We start from the raw sequence: 16,247 nt of genomic DNA on the forward strand, positions 1-16,247 counted from the left end.
GCAATTTCGCATCATGAAATATTGAAAGATTAGAAGGCCGGCTGGACCCGATCGGGGCGGGATGCGACAAGTCTGTCGACATCCAGACAGGAGGCTCCGCATGGCACTCGACATCCTCGTCCTCTACGGTTCCTATCGGCGCAGCCGGCTCGGTATCCGGCTGGCCGACTATTTAATCCGCAGCTTTGAGGGGCTGGGGCACAAGGCGGAACTGGTCGATGCCAAGGCGGTCGACCTGCCGATGCTCGACCGGCGCTACAGCGACTACCCGGCTGGCGAGGCGCCCGCCGCCATGGCCCATCTTGCCGAGCGTCTGTCCGCTGCCGATGCCTTCGTCTTCGTCGCGGGCGAATATAATCGCGGCATGCAGCCGGGCCTCAAGAATCTGGTGGACCATTATCTCAAGGAGTTCGACCGCCGCCCCGCCGCGATCGCCAGTTACTCGATGGGGCGTTTTGCCGGGGTCAACAGCCATGCCGACTGGACGGTGACGCTGTCCGCCATGGGCATGGCGGTAATGCCCGAGCGGCTGAGCGTCGGTCAGATCCAGCAGGTGCTGGATGAAAATGCCCAGCCTCACGGTGACGGCGGCGCGGCGCTGGATCGGGGCTTTGCCGGTTTCGCCGACACGCTCATCTGGTGGGCGCTGGCGGCGAAGGCGCAGCGCTGATATCCTCGCGCGCTGATATCACCGTCGCGGCGACCAGATCGCCGGTGACGTTGAGCGCGGTGCGGCACATGTCGAGCAGTCGGTCGACGCCCAGCACCAGCCCGATCCCCTCGGGCGGGATGCCGACCATCGCCAGGATCATCGCCACCACCGGCAGCGACCCGGCCGGCACGCCTGCCGTGCCGACCCCGCCCAATATGCAGACCAGCATCACCATCAGCTGCTGGCCAAGGCTGAGGTCGACATGGAAGAATTGGGCGAGGAACAGGACGGTGATCCCTTCGAACATCGCCGTGCCATTCTGGTTGGCGGTGGCGCCGATGGTGAGGACGAAGCGGGCGATGCGGCGCGGCAGGTGCAGCTTCTCTTCCGCGACGCGGATGGCGGTCGGCAGGGTGGCGTTGGAGGAGGCGGTGGCAAAGGCCATGACGCTCGCTTCCTGCACGGCGGCGAAGAAGCGCAGCGGCGACCGGCGCGCCAGCAGGCCGATCAGCAGCGAATAGATGCCGAACATCTGGATCGCGAGCGCCAGCAACACGACCCCGACATAGGCGGACAGGCGCACCAGCAAGTCCCAGCCGAACTGGGCGGCGAGGTTGAACATGAAGCAGGCGATGGCGATCGGCGCCAGGCGGATGACGATCGAGATGAGGCGCATCGTCACCGCGAACAGCCCCTCCATCGCGTCGAGCAGCAGCTTCGTTTCCTTCGTCTGCACCAGCACCAGCCCGATGCCGAAGAAGAGGGCGAAGACCATCACCGCCAATATGTCATTGTCGGCCATCGCCGCGATCACATTGTCGGGGACGATCGCGATCAGCGCCTGCATGCCGGTGGGCGTGTCGGCGCCGCGGTCGAGGATCGCCTGCGCCCCCTGGCCCGCATCGGCCAGCAGTGCGCGCGCCTGCGCCGGATCGACGCCGCTGCCCGGTTGCAGCAGATTGACCAGCGCAAGGCTGATGACGACGGCTATGCCCGACACGATCAGCGTGTAGAGGAGAGTGCGCAGCCCCACCCGGCGCAGCGAGCGCATCTCGCCCATTTCGGCGATGCCGACGATCAGCGCGGAGACCAGCAGCGGGATCACCAGCATGAACAGCAGCCGCAGGAAGATTTGGCCGATCGGGCCGGTGAGATAGCGGGTGACCGCATCGATCCAGGGCGCGCCGGGGTTCACGGCATAGGCGACCAGTCCGGCAGTGAGGCCGATCAGGAAGCCGACCAGCATCTGCCATTGTAGCGAGAAGGCCGCGCGCCGGCCCGCCTGTTCCTCTGTGCCCGGATCACTCATGGCCTCTCCTCTTCCTCCCGACCAACGAGCCATGCGGAAGCGGGTTGCGCGGCCGGCAATATTTCGTTTCGTTAGGGCATCGACGGAGCATAGCCGCATGCTCGGGCGTTGGGCCGGTTCACCAGAAGGAGTCTTGCATGATCGTTGATGCCGTCCCCAGCATGCGCCGGATCGCATCGGAAGTGTGGAAACCGCTGACCGCGCTGTTCGTGTGGGACTGTGCGGTCACGGCCGCTTATTATCTGTTGCCGTTCAAGGCCCCTTCGCTGCCGCTCACCATCTTTGGTTCGGCCCTCGCCCTGTTCCTGGGCTTCCGGTCGAACAGCAGTTACCAGCGCTGGTGGGAAGGGCGCACATTGTGGGGGGCGATGATCAACGCATCGCGCAGCCTGGCGCGGTCTGCGCGCAATTTCCTGCCCGACCCGGAGGCACGCGACCTCAAGCGCGAAATCGTCAAGCGCCAGATTGCCTATGTGAATGCGCTGCGCTGCCAGTTGCGGCGCCAGACGATCGGCGAGGATGTGACCAAATTCCTGCGCGAGGAGGACAAGGGCAAGGCGCTGGCGCGCGCCAATCCGGCCAATGGTCTGCTCGACAGCACCGGCCGGCGGATCGACATGGCGCGGCGGGAAGGCTGGATCGATACCATCCAGCAGACCCAGATGGAAAAGGTGCTGGTCGACATCGCCAATGCCCAGGGCGGGATGGAGCGGCTGAAGAACACGCCGCTGCCCTTCCAATATCGACTGCTGCCGGTCGTGTTCACCCATCTCTTCTGTATCCTGCTGCCGATCGGGCTGGTCGAGACGCTGGGTTTCGCCACGCCGCTCGGTTCGACGGTGGCGGGCCTGATGTTCATGGCGGTGCTGCGGATTGGTGACGATCTGACCGATCCGTTTGCTGACAGCGTGCATGACGTGCCGCTGACCGCGATGTGCCGGACGATCGAGATCGACCTGCTCCAGTCGATCGGCGATCCGGCGCCAGATCCTGTCACGCCGGTGCGTGGTGTCCTGTGGTAAGGTAACAAAAAGCCCCGCCGGCATGATGCAGGCGGGGCTTTTTCTTTGGCATTGAAGCGCGGGCTTATCCCTTGCGGTCTTCGTCGACCATGTCGGAGGCCAGTTCCAGCCCGGCCCGGCCATGGGACGGGGTATGGGCCGGCGCCTTGGGATGGGGCACGTCGACCGGCTCCTCCACCTCCAGCATACCTTCCCACTTGGTGATGACCGAGGTGGCAATGGCATTGCCCAGCACGTTGGTGGCGGTGCGGCCCATGTCCATGAAATGGTCGACCGCCAGGATGAAGGCGACGCCCTCGACCGGCAGGTCGAACTGGCCGAGCGTGGCGGCGACCACGACCAGCGAGGCGCGCGGCACGGCGGCGATGCCCTTGCTGGTGACCATCAGGACGAGCAGGATCGTGATCTGGGTCGCGATCGGCAGGTCGATGCCATAGGCCTGGGCGATGAAGATGGTCGCGAAGGTCGCATACATCATCGAGCCGTCGAGGTTGAAGCTGTAGCCCAGCGGCAGCACGAAGCTGTAGATGCGGCGCGGCACGCCGAACCGGTCGAGCTGTTCCAGCATCTTGGGATAGGCGGCTTCCGACGAGGCGGTCGAGAAGGCGATCAGGATCGGCTCGCGGACATAACGGATCAGCTTGAACATCCGCTTGCCGAGGAAAATCGCACCCGCGCCGAACAGCAGCACCCACAGGCAGATGAGGGCGATGTAGAATTCGCCAACCAGTGCGCCGTAGGTCTTGAGCACGCCCAGGCCCTGCACCGTCACCGACGAGGCGAGGGCGCCGAACACGGCGAGCGGCGCGACCCGCATGACATAGCCGGTGACCTGCAGCATCAGCTCGACCAGCGCCTCGATCACGGTGATGATCGGCTTGCCCTTTTCGCCGATGGCGGTCAGCGCCACGCCGACGAACAGCGAGAAGACGACGATCTGCAGGATCTGGTTGTCCGCCATCGCGCCGATCATCGACGTCGGGAAGACGTGCAGGATGAAGTCGCGGAAATTGAGCGCTTCGGTGTTGACGCCTGCATCCGCGCCCGACCGGACGAGGTTGAGGCCGGCGCCCGGCTCGAAGAAATTGACGAAGATCAGGCCCAAGGTCAGCGAGATCAGGCTGGCGATGATGAACCAGGCGAGCGCGCGCCCGCCGATCCGCCCCAGCGCCGCGCTGTCGCCCATATGGGCGATGCCCGCGACCAGCGTGGAAAAGACCAGCGGCGCGATGATCATCTTGATCAAATGGAGGAAGATGTCGGCCAGAAGATGGAAGTAGCCCGCCACATCCTTGGCCAGCGCTTCATCCCCGCCGACCCAGAGATTGGCCACGAAGCCCACGATCACGCCCAGGACCATGCCTGTCAGGATGTAGGCCGTCAGTCGATTTCGCATTATATTCCTCTAGCCAGCGAGCGGTCCGCCCGCGCATTCATTCTGTTCTGCTGGGTGGTGACACCTAACAGGCGCCCGGCCAGCCCGCAATCGGGCAGGCTTGGACTGTGCGGGGATAGACGAATGAGCCACCATATTCCGCGCCCTGTTTTACGGCAGGACAATGGCATGGTGCTCGCTCAGGGGTAGAGAAGCCCCTCGTTCCAGGCATTTTCCTGGCGGGAGAAGACGCGCCGTTCATGCAGGCGATGCTCGCGATCCTGCCAGAACTCGATCCGTTCCGGGGTCAGGCGGAAGCCCGACCAGTGGGGTGGGCGCGGCACCGGGCCACCTTCGAACCGGGCGCGCACCTCTTCATAGCGATCCATGAAGACGGCGCGCGAGGGCAGCGGGCGGGACTGGTCGGAGGCCCAGGCGCCCAGCTGGCTGTCGCGGCTGCGGGTGGCGAAATAGGCGTCGGCGGTGGCGTCGTCGACCGGGCCGACACTGCCCTCGATCCGGATCTGGCGGCGCACCGACTTCCAGTGGAACAGCAGGGCGGCATGCGGATTGGCGAGCAGGTCGCCCGCCTTGCGCCCTTCGAAATTGGTGTAGAAGATGAAGCCGTCGGGGCCATGGCCCTTGAGCAGCACCATGCGGACCGAAGGGCGGCCCTGTGCATCGGCCGTGGCCAGCGCCATGGCGTTGCTGTCATTGAGTTCGGTCTCGCGCGCCTGCGCATACCACTCGTCGAAAAGGGCGAAGGGATCGGTCATGCCCCTGCCTTAGATTCCCGGCACCGCACTGTCGATACGGATGCGCCGCAGCTTGAACGATGCCCGGCCTTCGGCCACATAGGGGCGATATGGCCGTGATGCGGCAGATACCGGTTTCAGCATAACAGGATGATAGATGGCGGATCCCTATTCCACTCTGGGTGTGGCGCGCAGCGCGAGCGAAGCGGAAATCAAGTCCGCCTATCGCAAGCTGGCCAAGCAATATCACCCCGACAAGAATCAGGACAATCCGAAGGCGGCGGAGAAATTCTCGGCCGTGACCAACGCCTATGACCTGCTGTCGGACAAGGACAAGCGGGCCCGCTTCGACCGGGGCGAGATCGATGCCGATGGCAATCCGACAGCACCCTTCGGCTTTGGCGGCGGTGGCGGCGGGCGTGGCCGTCCCGGCGGGTTCGAGTTCAACGAGGGCGGTGCCGATTTCGGCGATATTTTCGAAGGCCTGTTCGGCGGTGCGGGCCGTCGCGCCGGGGGTGGCGGCGGCTTCGGCGGCTTTGGTCGCGGCGCGCCGCCCGCCAAGGGGGCCAATGTCGCCTATCGGCTGGCGGTGCAGTTCGTTGATGCGGCGACGCTGGCGCCGCAGCGCATCACCCTGCAGGACGGCAAGACGATCGACCTGAAGCTGCCCGCCGGGGTCGAGACCGGCACGCAGATGCGCCTGACCGGCAAGGGGCAGCCGGGCGCCGGCGGCGCGGGCGACGCGATCGTCACCATCGAGGTGAAGTCGCACCCCTTCTTCAAGCGCGACGGCGACAATGTGCTGCTCGACCTGCCGATCACCATCAACGAAGCCGTGAAGGGCGGCAAGGTGAAGGTGCCGACCGTCGATGGCCCGGTGATGCTGGGCGTGCCGGCCGGCACCACATCGGGCAAGACGCTGCGCCTGCGCGGCAAGGGCTTTACCGGCAAGGACGGCCAGCGCGGCGACCAGCTTGTGACCCTGCTGATCGACGTGCCTGCCGATGATCCGGTGATCCTCCAACTGGTCGAGGATTGGCAGGATGGTCGCGCGGTGCGGACCCATCTGGGCGTCTAGGACGTTCGGCAAGGGTGCCGCTGCCTTCCCCCTATAGTCCGGAGTCGCGCCGCCGCATGGCGGCGCAGGCGCAGGAGAAATTCCATCGCCAGATCGATCGGGTCCGGCCGGGTTCGCGCAGCTTCGAGATCGCCAAGCGGGTGATGGTGGGCGTCTATAGCGACGGGTTCATCCATGCGGGGAACCTGGCCTACCTCTCGTTGATGACGCTGTTTCCCTTCTTCATCGTCGCCGCCGCCGTCGCCAGCGTCTTTGGCCGCACGTCGGACGGGCTCTCGGCGGTGAATGCCTTTCTCTACACCGTGCCGCGCGGCGTTGCCGATGTCGTGCGCCAGCCGATCAGCGATGTGTTGCAGGCCCGTTCCGGCAATCTGCTCTGGTTCGGTGGTCTGGTGGGGCTCTGGACCGTGGGCAGCCTGATCGAGACGATCCGCGATATATTGCGCCGCGCCTATGGGACGAAGAGCACCAAGCCCTTCTGGCGGTATCGGCTGGCGTCGGTGGGCATCACCCTGGTCAGTGTGCTAGCTGTGATGTTCGCCTTTTCGATGCAGGTGATGATAACGGCGGTGGACCAGCTGCTCCACCGGCTGCTGCCCTTCGCGGATGAGGCGATCGCCTGGGTTTCCTCGGCCAAGCTGGTGCCGATGGCGATATTATGCGTGGCGCTCCACTCGCTCTATGTCTCGCTGACCCCGTCGCTCTACCGTGACAAGCGCTTTCCCAAATGGCCTGGCGCCGCCGCCACCGCGCTCTGGTGGTATGCCGTCACTCTGCTATTGCCGGTCACATTGTCGATGCTGGGCGGCTATGACCGGACCTATGGCAGTCTGGCCGGTGTCATGATCACCCTCATTTTTTTCTTTCTCGTGGGGCTCGGCGTGGTAATTGGCGCCGAATTGAATGCGGCACTGGCGGAATTTCCGGAAGACGAAGCAGCCGGCACCGTGCAGGACAAAGGGAACGGAACGACGATATGACAGGCTTGATGGCGGGAAAGCGCGGGCTCATCATGGGGCTGGCGAACGACAAGTCGCTGGCTTGGGGTATTTCGCAGCAACTGCATGCGCAGGGCGCGGAACTGGCCTTCTCCTACCAGGGCGAGGCGCTGGCCAAGCGCGTCAAGCCGCTGGCGGAACAGCTGGGCTCGGACTTCCTGATCGACTGCGACGTATCCGACATGGCGAAGCTGGACGAGGCCTTTGCCGAGATCGAGGCGCGCTGGGGCAAGCTGGACTTCGTCGTCCATGCGATCGGCTTTTCCGACAAGAATGAGCTGCGCGGCCTCTATGCCGACACCAGCCTCGACAATTTCCTGATGACCATGAACATATCGGTCTACAGCTTCGTCGCCGTCGCGGCCCGCGCGCGCAAGCTGATGAAGGAAGGCGGCAGCCTGCTGACGCTGAGCTATTATGGCGCGGAAAAGGTCATCCCCCATTATAACGTCATGGGGGTGGCCAAGGCGGCGCTGGAAACCAGCGTCAAATATCTGGCGATGGACCTTGGCCCGGAAAATATCCGCGTCAACGCGATCTCGGCCGGACCGATCAAGACGCTGGCGGCCAGCGGCATCGGTGATTTCCGCTACATCATGAAGTGGAACGAGCTGAACTCGCCGCTGCGTCGCAACGTGACGATCGACGATGTCGGCGGTGCCGGCCTTTACCTGCTGTCGGACCTCGCTTCGGGCGTGACGGGTGAGATCCACCATGTCGACGCGGGCTATAATGTCATCGGCATGAAGGCCGAAGACGCGCCCGACATCGCGCTGGACAAGTAAGAACGACGCGACCGGATTGGAACGGATATGAGCTTCAACACATTCGGTCGCGTCTTCCGCTTCTCGACCTGGGGCGAGAGCCATGGCCCGGCGATCGGCGCGATGGTCGATGGCTGCCCTCCGGGCCTGGCATTGAGCGAGGCGGACATCCAGCCCTGGCTCGACCTGCGCAAGCCGGGCACGTCCAAGTTCACGACCCAGCGGCGCGAGCCGGACGAGGTGCGCATCCTGTCGGGCGTGTTCGAGGGCAAGACCACCGGCACGCCGATCAGCCTGATGATCGAGAATACCGACCAGCGATCGAAGGATTACTCGGAGGTCGCCAAGGCCTATCGTCCCGGCCATGCCGACTATGCCTATGACGCCAAATATGGCTTTCGCGACTATCGCGGCGGTGGGCGCTCCTCGGCACGCGAAACCGCCAGCCGGGTCGCGGCCGGTGCAGTGGCGCGGCTGGTCATCCCCGAAGTCGATATCTTCGCCTATGTGAGCGAGATCGGCGGCGACGCGATCGACTATGGCAATTTCGACGCGGCGCAGATCGGCCAGAATCCCTTCTTCTGTCCCGACGCCGAAGCCGCGGTGCGCTGGGAAGCGCTGGTCGATGGCGCGCGCAAGGACGGTTCCTCGCTCGGCGCAGTGGTCGAATGCGTGGCCAGTGGCGTGCCGGCCGGCTGGGGCGCGCCGCTCTATGCCAAGCTCGACAGCGAACTGGCGAGCGCGATGATGAGCATCAACGCGGTCAAGGGCGTGGAGATTGGCGACGGCTTCGCGGCTGCCCGGTTGCGCGGCGAGCAGAATGCCGATCCGATGCGGCCCGGCGCCGATGGCCCGGTTTTCCTCGCCAATCATGCCGGCGGCATTGCGGGCGGCATTTCGACCGGCCAGCCGGTCAAGGTGCGGATCGCCTTCAAGCCGACCAGTTCGATCCTGATTCCGGTCGAGACGGTGACGCGCGAAGGCGATGCGTCGGACATCATCACCAAGGGCCGTCATGACCCGTGCGTTGGCATTCGCGGCGTGCCGGTGGTCGAAGCGATGATGGCGCTGGTGCTGGCCGACCAGAAGCTGCTGCACCGCGCCCAGTGCGGGGCCGACTGACGCGCCGAACCGCGCCAATCGCGCGCCGAATGTGCAAAAGATGCGAGACGACTCACCCATGTTACGCTAGGATGACATGGTCACCCGCGGGAGGGTGAGCGGCAGAGCGTAAGCCTGGGGAGCGTCAGCACGCTATGCGTGGATTGACGGTCAAAACGTCCCCTGACGCCGCGACACGGGCCAGCCATGCAACCATGGCTGGCCCATTTCGTTTCACCTCCGTTAGAGACGCGATCACGCGATCAAACGGGGGCAATACGAGATGCATTTCATCACCGCGCTATTGGGCATTTATCGCGCGGAAATCGGCCTGGTCATTCTCGCCTGCATGTTCGTCGCCTTCGTGCGCGAACGCTATTCCCCGACCGTCGTGTCGGTGCTGGGCGCCTGTGCCTTCGCGCTGCTCGGCCTGCTCGACGAGAAATCGCTCTTCTCCGTCTTTTCGAACAGCGCGCCGCTGACCGTGGGCGCGATGTTCGTGCTGTCGGGGGCGCTCATCCGCACCGGCACGATCAACCGCATCGCCGATCTGGTCATGGTCCGGGCGCAGAAGCATCCGCGGCTGGCGCTGATCGAGGTTGCGGTGGGCACGGTGCTGCTGTCGGCCTTCCTCAACAACACGCCGGTCGTCGTGCTGCTGATCCCGATCATGTTCCGGCTGGCGCAGGCGACCGCCTATCCGGTCAAAAAGTTGCTGATTCCGATGAATGCGGTGGCGGTGATGGGCGGTTGCGTTACCCTGATCGGCACGTCGACCAACCTGATCGTCGCGGGCATCGCGGCCGAACAGGGCATGCAGCCCTTCGGCATTTTCGATATCACCCCCTATGGCCTGGCCGGCACCATTGCCGGCGTCATCGGCCTGGCCTGCCTCAGTTTCCTGCTGCCCAGCGACCCGCCCTCGATCGCGGGCGAGAATGGCGGCAATGTGCAGGAATATCTGACCGAACTGGTCGTGACGCCGGACAGCGAGGTGGTCGGGCGGGAGATTGGCGAATTGTCCGTCCTCGGCCGCTCGGTCACCCTGATCGGGCTCAAGCGGGCCGGCGAGATACGGCGCCACGACCTGGAGCAGGAGGAACTGCATGTCGGCGACCGGCTGATCGTCCGGGCCGATGGCACGGCGATCATGACGCTGCGCGAATCGGGCGATTTCGAACTGGGCATTGCCGCCGATTCCGAGACCTCCGCCCGCGAGGGCACGGTGATCGAGGCGATGGTCGCGCCCAGTCATCCATCGATCGGGGAGCGGCTGATCGACATTCCCTTCCTCCATGCCCTGCGTGTCCGGTTGATCGGCATCCATCGCGCCCGCCATCTACCCGGTCCGGACCTGGCCGATACGCGGGTGCGCGGCGCCGACCGGCTGCTGGTGGCGGGCAGCGACGACGCGATGCGTTCGCTGAAAGACAATCCCAACCTGATCGGCGTTGACATCAGCCGCACCCGCGCCTTCCGCCCGCGCAAGGCATGGATCGCGATCCTGGCGATGGCCGCGGTGGTGATCCTGTCGGCGCTCGACGTGATCGGCATCGGCCTGGCCGCCTTCATCGCCGTCGGCGTGATCCTGGTCACCCGCTGCATCGATGCGGAGGAGGCGTGGGCGGCGATCGACGGCGATGTGCTGATCCTGATCTTTGCCATGCTGGCGGTCGGCCTGGCGCTGGAACAGGCAGGCAGCGTCGCGCTGATGGTCGGCTGGATCACGCCGCTGATGCAGGTCGCGCCGCAATGGAGCCTGGTCTTCATCGTCTATTTTGCGGCGCTGATCCTGTCCGAGCTGCTCAGCAACAATGCGGTCGCGGCGCTGCTGACCCCACTGACCATCGCGCTGGCGCATCAGCTGGGCACCGATCCGCGTCCGCTGGTGATCGCGCTGATGATCGGCGCATCGGCCTGTTTCGCGACGCCGATCGGCTATCAGACCAATGCGCTTGTCTATGCCGCGGGCGATTATCGCTTCGCCGATTTTGTGCGCATCGGCGTGCCGCTCAACCTGATCGTCGGGGTTGCGGTTTGTTCGGCGTTGGTCATTTTGGGCTAGCGTCGCGCCGTCTATCGCCGTTCGCCCTGAGCGAAGTCGAAGGGCTCACCCGACCGACGGGAGGGCACTTCGCTCCGCTCAGTGGATGGCTTCGACTTCGCTCAGCCCGAACGGGATTTTAAACGTACCTGCCAAGGGACCAATTGCCCGCATCCGGCCCTGTCGGCACGGATGCGGGCCCGGCATGAAGGCGGCGATCCATCAGGAGTATCGCTATGACCCGCCTTCGCTTCACCCAGGTCGACGCCTTTGCCGACGCGCCCTTCACCGGCAATCCGGCGGCGGTGATGCCACTCGACGCCTGGCTCGACGATGCGGTGCTGCAGGCGATCGCGGCGGAAAACAACCTGTCCGAAACCGCCTTCACCGTGCCGACGCCGGACGATGCGGAGGCCGATTATGCGTTGCGCTGGTTCACCCCGGCGGTCGAGGTGAAGCTGTGCGGTCATGCCACGCTGGCGAGCGGGCATGTGCTGATCGAGGGCGATGGCATCCGTTTTCGCACCCACCATGCCGGGGTGCTGACCGTGACCCGCGCGGGCGAGGGCTATGAACTGTCGCTGCCGGCCTGGACCAGCGCGCCGAAGGCGCTGCCGGAACTGGCGGCGGGGATGGGTGGCGATATTGTCGAAACGCGCTGGCGCGAGGGTGGCTATGCGATCTTCGTCTATCGCGATGCCGAAGCGATCCGCGCGCTGGAGCCCGATTTCGCGACCCTGCGCAAGCTGGGCGACAATCTGCTGATGGCGACCGCGCCGGGCGACGACAGCGACATCATCAGCCGCGTCTTCGTGCCGGGCGGCGGTATCGACGAGGATCCGGTGACCGGATCGGCCCATGGCCTGCTGACGCCCTATTGGGCGGAGCGGCTCGCCAAGGATGCGATCAGTGCCTATCAGGCTTCGGCGCGGGGCGGGCGGCTCGGCTGCCGGCTGGAGGGCGACCGGGTGGTGATGACCGGCGCCTGCCGCACGGTCATCGAAGGCACCTTTACCCTTTAACCGGGGAAGAGGCCGATCAGCCGGGCGAGCTGCGCCTTCACGGCGGTGCGCTGTTCCTTCTTGGGCGACATGCCGATCCGCACGATCGTCAGCCGCTGGCCGGGCGCGACCAATATATATTGGCCATTATGGCCGACGCAGCCGAACAGGCTGGCCGAGGCGAGGCCGGGCATCAGCGCGCTCTCGCTGCTGTCCCGGTTGAGCCAGAGATGGGCGCCATAGGCCGCGTTCCGGGGCGAGGGCGCGCGCATATAGTCGACCCATTTTTCCGGCACGATCTGATGGCCGTTGGGCGACCGACCATGGTTGCGCAGCAATTCGCCAAAGCGGCCATAGTCGCGCGCGGTCATGTGCATGATCGACCCGCCGATCAGCGTGCCATTGGCGTCATATTCCGGGGTCAGGCTGGACAGCTTGCCCGGTGCCTTCAGCCGGCCGTCGATGAACATCTGCATCGCCCGGCGGCGCACGTCGGGATGGGGGCTGTTGGTCAGCATCCGGGTCATCAGGTCCGACAGGATCATCGTGCTGCCGGTGGAGTAGGAAAATGTCTCGCCGGGATTGTGCGCGAGCGGCTTGGATTCGGCATAGGCCGCCATGTCCTGCGCGCCGTCCATGAACAGCATGCGCACGGTGTCGCCGTCGGTGATCGGCTCGCCATCCTCGGCATGGTCGAGGCCCGAGGTCATCGACAGCAACTGGCGCAGGGTGATGCGGCCGCGCGGATCGCCCGGCTGGCTCCAGGCCGCGACCGGCACCGGCGAATCGAGCGCCAGCCGTCCGTCCGACACCATCAGGCCGACCAGCACCGCGGTCACGCTCTTGGCCATCGACCAGGACAGCAATTTCGTGTCGGGGGTGATGCCGGGGGCATAGCGTTCGGCAATCACCTTGCCGTCGCGCATCACCAGCAGGGCGCGGGTATCGCCCATGTCCTTGTCGTCGAACAGCGGATCGATCGCGCCGCGCAGCGCGCTGGCGCTGACCACCGCATCGGTATCGACACGATAGACGGGCTCAGGCGCATGGGCCGCGCGCCCCGCCAGCGTACCGGCCAGGACGAGCGCCACCAGTCCGGCACCCATGGCAAGGCGCTTTACGATTCGCTTCTCGATCTGCATAAGCCGGCGCCCTTAGCATGGAGGCGGGAAGAAGGGCCATGGCAGTTCGTGGTAAATGGTGGATCGTCGCGGCGGTGATTGTCGTCGCGCTGCTGGCGGCGCTGGCGTGGAACTGGTCGACCCTGCGCGCCCGCGCGCAGCTCGGCTCGGCTTATGGCGCGCGGCTGACCTGTTCCTGCCGCTATGTCGAGGGCCGCGCCATGGGCAGCTGCCAGGGCGACAAGGAGCCGGGCATGGCGATGGTGCGGCTGACCGACAAGCCGGAGGAACGGGCGGTCGAGGCGCATGTGCCGCTGCTGGCGTCGCGCACTGCGCGGTTCAAGCCGGGCTGGGGCTGTCTGCTCGACCCGGTGGGGTAAGCGCGTGTTTGAGAAATCGCGAAAGAGCGATTTCTGATACGGCACCAGCCCGCTCCCCCACCCGGCCACCCAACGGCAGTATTCTATGGGTGGCCGGGTGGGGGAGCGGGCTGGTGCTGGAATGCGCCATCTGGCGCATCTCAAACAGACACTCCGCGCTACTGGCACCTGTGGCCCTGACTCGCTAAGGCCGGTCCATGCCCCGCGACATTCCCACGCTGCTCCACGATATTTTCGGCTTCACGACGTTCCGCGGGGTGCAGGAACAGGTGGTCGGCCGGGTCATGACGGGGCAGCCGACCCTGGCGATCATGCCGACCGGCGCGGGCAAGTCGCTCTGCTACCAGTTGCCGGCCGTGGCGCTCGATGGCTGCTGCGTCGTGGTCTCGCCGCTGATCGCGCTGATGCATGACCAGCTGCGCGCGGCGACCGCGGTGGGCATCCGCGCCGCCAGTCTGACCAGCGTCGATGCCGACTGGCGCGAGACGCAGGACCGGCTGCGCAATGGCGAACTGGACCTGCTCTATGTCGCGCCGGAACGGGCGAGCGGCGAGGGGTTCCGCAATCTGCTGCGCTCGGCGAAGGTCGCGCTGTTCGCGATCGACGAAGCGCATTGCGTGTCCGAATGGGGGCATGATTTCCGCCCCGACTATCGGTTGCTGCGGCCGCTGCTCGATGAGTTTCCCGATGTTCCGCGCCTCGCGCTGACGGCGACGGCGGACGCGCATACCCGCAAGGATATCCTCGTCCAGCTCGGCATTCCCGAGGATGGGCTGATCATCTCGGGCTTCGATCGGCCCAATATCCGCTATGCCGTCCATCCGCGCGATGGGCTGACCCGGCAGTTGGCCGACCTGCTCGCCGCCAATCCGGGGCCGGGCGTGGTCTATGCGCCGACCCGCGCCGCGACCGAGAAGCTGGCCGAGACGCTGGGGCGCGGTGGCCGGGCGGTGCGCGCCTATCATGCCGGCATGGACCCGGCCCAACGCGCCGCCAACCAGTCCGCCTTCATCGCCAGCGAGGATATGGTGATGGTCGCCACCGTCGCCTTCGGCATGGGGATCGACAAGCCCGACGTGCGCTTCGTCGCCCATGCCGGCCTGCCCAAGTCGATCGAGGGCTATTACCAGGAATCGGGCCGCGCCGGCCGCGACGGCGAACCGGCGGTCGCACATCTCTTCTGGGGGGCGGAGGATTTCGCCCGTGCCCGCCAGCGCATCATGGAGCTGGAACCGGCGCGCCAGCAGGGCGAGCGGGCGCGGATCGCGGCGCTGGGGGCGCTGGTGGAAACCGCGACTTGCCGCCGGGCGATCCTGCTGCGGCACTTTGGCGAGAATCCGCCGGCGACCTGCGGCAATTGCGACAATTGCCTGACTCCGCCGGCCAGTGTCGACGCGACAGAGACCGCGCGCAAATATCTGTCGGCGGTCTATCGCACCGGCCAGAGCTTTGGCGCGGGCCATATCGAGGCGGTGCTGAGCGGCGCCGTCACCGACAAGATTCGCGAGCGCGGACATGACAAGATTTCCGTCTATGCGATCGTCGATGGCGATGAGACGGCGCTGCTGCGGCCGGTGTCGCGGGCGCTGCTGGTGCGGGACGCGCTGGAGACGACCGAGCATGGCGGGCTGATGCTCGGCCCCAATGCCCGGCCGATCCTGCGCGGCGAGGAGGAAGTGCGCATCCTGGTACCGCCGCGGCGCGAGCGGAAGAAGCGCAACGCCCGCAATGGCAGCGACGCCAATCCGGTCGGCGATCCGCTGTTCGATGCGCTGCGCACCTGTCGCCGCGAACTGGCGCAGGATGCTGGGGTGCCGCCCTATGTCATCTTCCATGATTCGACGCTGCGCGAAATGGCGGAGCAGCGGCCGGCGACCATCCATGAGCTGGGCATGGTGAGCGGCGTCGGGCAGAAGAAGCTGGATGCCTATGGCGACGCCTTCCTGGCGGCGATCCGACCCTATCTGTAGCGGATGAGCGTGTGGCCCCGTTTCTCGACAGGCTCGAAACGAACGGATGAAGGGGCATCGATGCCGGTTGGGCGTGCAGACGCTTGAATCCTGTGGCGGGCGGGCGCATGGCGGGGGCGAAGGAGATTTGCCCATGTTCCGCCAGTTGACCGACCGCCTCTATGTCTCGCCCCAGATCAGTGTCGATCAGGTGGAGACCGCCAAGGCGCTGGGCGTGACCATGATCATCAACAACCGTCCCGATGACGAGGAACCGGGCCAGACCAACGGTGCCGCGGTCGAGGCAGCGGCGATCGACGCGGGCGTCGCCTATGCCGCCGTGCCGGTGGCTCATGGCGGCTTCGCGCCCTGGCAGCTCGACGGCATGGCCGCCGCGATCGAGCAGGCGGGCGAGGGCAAGATCCTGGCCTATTGCCGGTCGGGCACGCGCAGCACCCTGCTGTGGGCGCTGACCCGCGCGCGGGCCGGCGACGATGCCGACGCGCTGTCGGCGCAGGCGACGGCTGCGGGCTATGATCTTGGCCCGGTGCGCCAGATCATGGATGCGTTGAAGCCCGCCTGAAAATAGGATTTCGTCCGCTTAACTTCGCATATTTCCCGCACATTTCGACATTTCCTTGCTCAAGTAGGAAATCATGTTGCGAGAAGGATGGGGACGCCGGACGATGGGAAAGAGC

General features: G+C 65.7%; 15 protein-coding genes. 11 read left to right on the plus strand and 4 right to left on the minus strand.

The features are described 5' to 3' along the window. Positions 1 to 100 precede the first annotated feature (100 nt). A complete protein-coding gene (locus BRX37_RS18980; protein WP_125988722.1) occupies positions 101 to 670 on the plus strand; it encodes an NADPH-dependent FMN reductase in 570 nt (189 codons plus the stop codon). Here the strand turns inward: BRX37_RS18980 and BRX37_RS18985 are convergent. After that, positions 633 to 1,961, minus strand: a complete 1,329-nt coding sequence (locus BRX37_RS18985; RefSeq protein WP_125988724.1) for a dicarboxylate/amino acid:cation symporter — start codon at positions 1,959 to 1,961, stop codon at positions 633 to 635. The genes BRX37_RS18980 and BRX37_RS18985 overlap by 38 nt on opposite strands. 137 nt (positions 1,962 to 2,098) lie before the next feature. Here BRX37_RS18985 and BRX37_RS18990 point away from each other — a divergent pair, with 137 nt between their 5' ends. Beyond that, the gene (locus BRX37_RS18990) at positions 2,099 to 2,983 is read left to right on the plus strand and encodes a bestrophin family protein (RefSeq protein ID WP_010335581.1); all 885 of its coding nucleotides are present in this window, start codon (positions 2,099 to 2,101) and stop codon (positions 2,981 to 2,983) included. A 64-nt stretch (positions 2,984 to 3,047) separates the two neighbouring features. Here BRX37_RS18990 and BRX37_RS18995 read toward each other — a convergent pair whose 3' ends face one another. Both BRX37_RS18995 and pdxH read right to left on the minus strand, forming a co-directional pair. Then, positions 3,048 to 4,379: a dicarboxylate/amino acid:cation symporter gene (locus tag BRX37_RS18995; RefSeq protein WP_004209753.1), complete on the minus strand. Its 1,332-nt coding sequence runs from the start codon at positions 4,377 to 4,379 to the stop codon at positions 3,048 to 3,050. A 179-nt stretch (positions 4,380 to 4,558) separates the two neighbouring features. Next, positions 4,559 to 5,134 (minus strand): pyridoxamine 5'-phosphate oxidase, encoded by a 576-nt coding sequence (gene pdxH / locus BRX37_RS19000; RefSeq protein ID WP_004209754.1) that lies wholly within the window; start codon positions 5,132 to 5,134, stop codon positions 4,559 to 4,561. Positions 5,135 to 5,270: 136 nt separating this feature from the next. Between pdxH and BRX37_RS19005 the strand changes: the two genes are divergently transcribed. From BRX37_RS19005 to BRX37_RS19030, 6 genes are all read left to right on the plus strand, one after another. Then, positions 5,271 to 6,191, plus strand: coding sequence for a DnaJ C-terminal domain-containing protein (locus tag BRX37_RS19005; protein ID WP_010335582.1), 921 nt, complete (start codon positions 5,271 to 5,273; stop codon positions 6,189 to 6,191). A gap of 56 nt (positions 6,192 to 6,247) precedes the next feature. After that, positions 6,248 to 7,171: a YihY/virulence factor BrkB family protein gene (locus BRX37_RS19010; protein WP_099232815.1), complete on the plus strand. Its 924-nt coding sequence runs from the start codon at positions 6,248 to 6,250 to the stop codon at positions 7,169 to 7,171. Next, positions 7,168 to 7,974 carry an enoyl-ACP reductase FabI gene (gene fabI, locus BRX37_RS19015; protein WP_004209757.1) on the plus strand — a complete coding sequence of 269 codons (807 nt, stop codon included), beginning with the start codon at positions 7,168 to 7,170 and terminating at the stop codon, positions 7,972 to 7,974. Before BRX37_RS19010 ends, fabI begins: the two co-directional genes overlap by 4 nt. A gap of 27 nt (positions 7,975 to 8,001) precedes the next feature. Continuing rightward, the gene (gene aroC, locus BRX37_RS19020; RefSeq protein WP_097385215.1) at positions 8,002 to 9,075 is read left to right on the plus strand and encodes a chorismate synthase; all 1,074 of its coding nucleotides are present in this window, start codon (positions 8,002 to 8,004) and stop codon (positions 9,073 to 9,075) included. Between the two features lie 262 nt (positions 9,076 to 9,337). After that, positions 9,338 to 11,119: an SLC13 family permease gene (locus BRX37_RS19025; protein WP_125988726.1), complete on the plus strand. Its 1,782-nt coding sequence runs from the start codon at positions 9,338 to 9,340 to the stop codon at positions 11,117 to 11,119. A 215-nt stretch (positions 11,120 to 11,334) separates the two neighbouring features. Continuing rightward, on the plus strand, positions 11,335 to 12,120 hold the full coding sequence (locus tag BRX37_RS19030; protein ID WP_125988728.1) for a PhzF family phenazine biosynthesis protein: 786 nt from the start codon (positions 11,335 to 11,337) through the stop codon (positions 12,118 to 12,120). On the opposite strand, the gene BRX37_RS19035 is transcribed toward BRX37_RS19030, so the two are convergent. Next, positions 12,117 to 13,241, minus strand: coding sequence for a serine hydrolase domain-containing protein (locus BRX37_RS19035; RefSeq protein ID WP_125988730.1), 1,125 nt, complete (start codon positions 13,239 to 13,241; stop codon positions 12,117 to 12,119). The genes BRX37_RS19030 and BRX37_RS19035 overlap by 4 nt on opposite strands. Before the next feature lie 38 nt (positions 13,242 to 13,279). Between BRX37_RS19035 and BRX37_RS19040 the strand changes: the two genes are divergently transcribed. The 3 genes from BRX37_RS19040 (at position 13,280) to BRX37_RS19050 (ending at position 16,132) form a co-directional block, all read left to right on the plus strand. Further along, positions 13,280 to 13,600: a hypothetical protein gene (locus tag BRX37_RS19040; RefSeq protein ID WP_099232805.1), complete on the plus strand. Its 321-nt coding sequence runs from the start codon at positions 13,280 to 13,282 to the stop codon at positions 13,598 to 13,600. A gap of 197 nt (positions 13,601 to 13,797) precedes the next feature. Continuing rightward, a complete protein-coding gene (recQ, locus tag BRX37_RS19045; RefSeq protein WP_125988732.1) occupies positions 13,798 to 15,570 on the plus strand; it encodes a DNA helicase RecQ in 1,773 nt (590 codons plus the stop codon). A gap of 133 nt (positions 15,571 to 15,703) precedes the next feature. After that, positions 15,704 to 16,132 (plus strand): protein tyrosine phosphatase family protein, encoded by a 429-nt coding sequence (locus BRX37_RS19050; RefSeq protein WP_004209769.1) that lies wholly within the window; start codon positions 15,704 to 15,706, stop codon positions 16,130 to 16,132. The last annotated feature ends 115 nt before the right edge of the window (positions 16,133 to 16,247 follow it).

The sequence above is a fragment of the Sphingomonas sp. S-NIH.Pt3_0716 genome, from assembly GCF_003950715.1.
Lineage (GTDB): Bacteria > Pseudomonadota > Alphaproteobacteria > Sphingomonadales > Sphingomonadaceae > Sphingobium > Sphingobium yanoikuyae_A.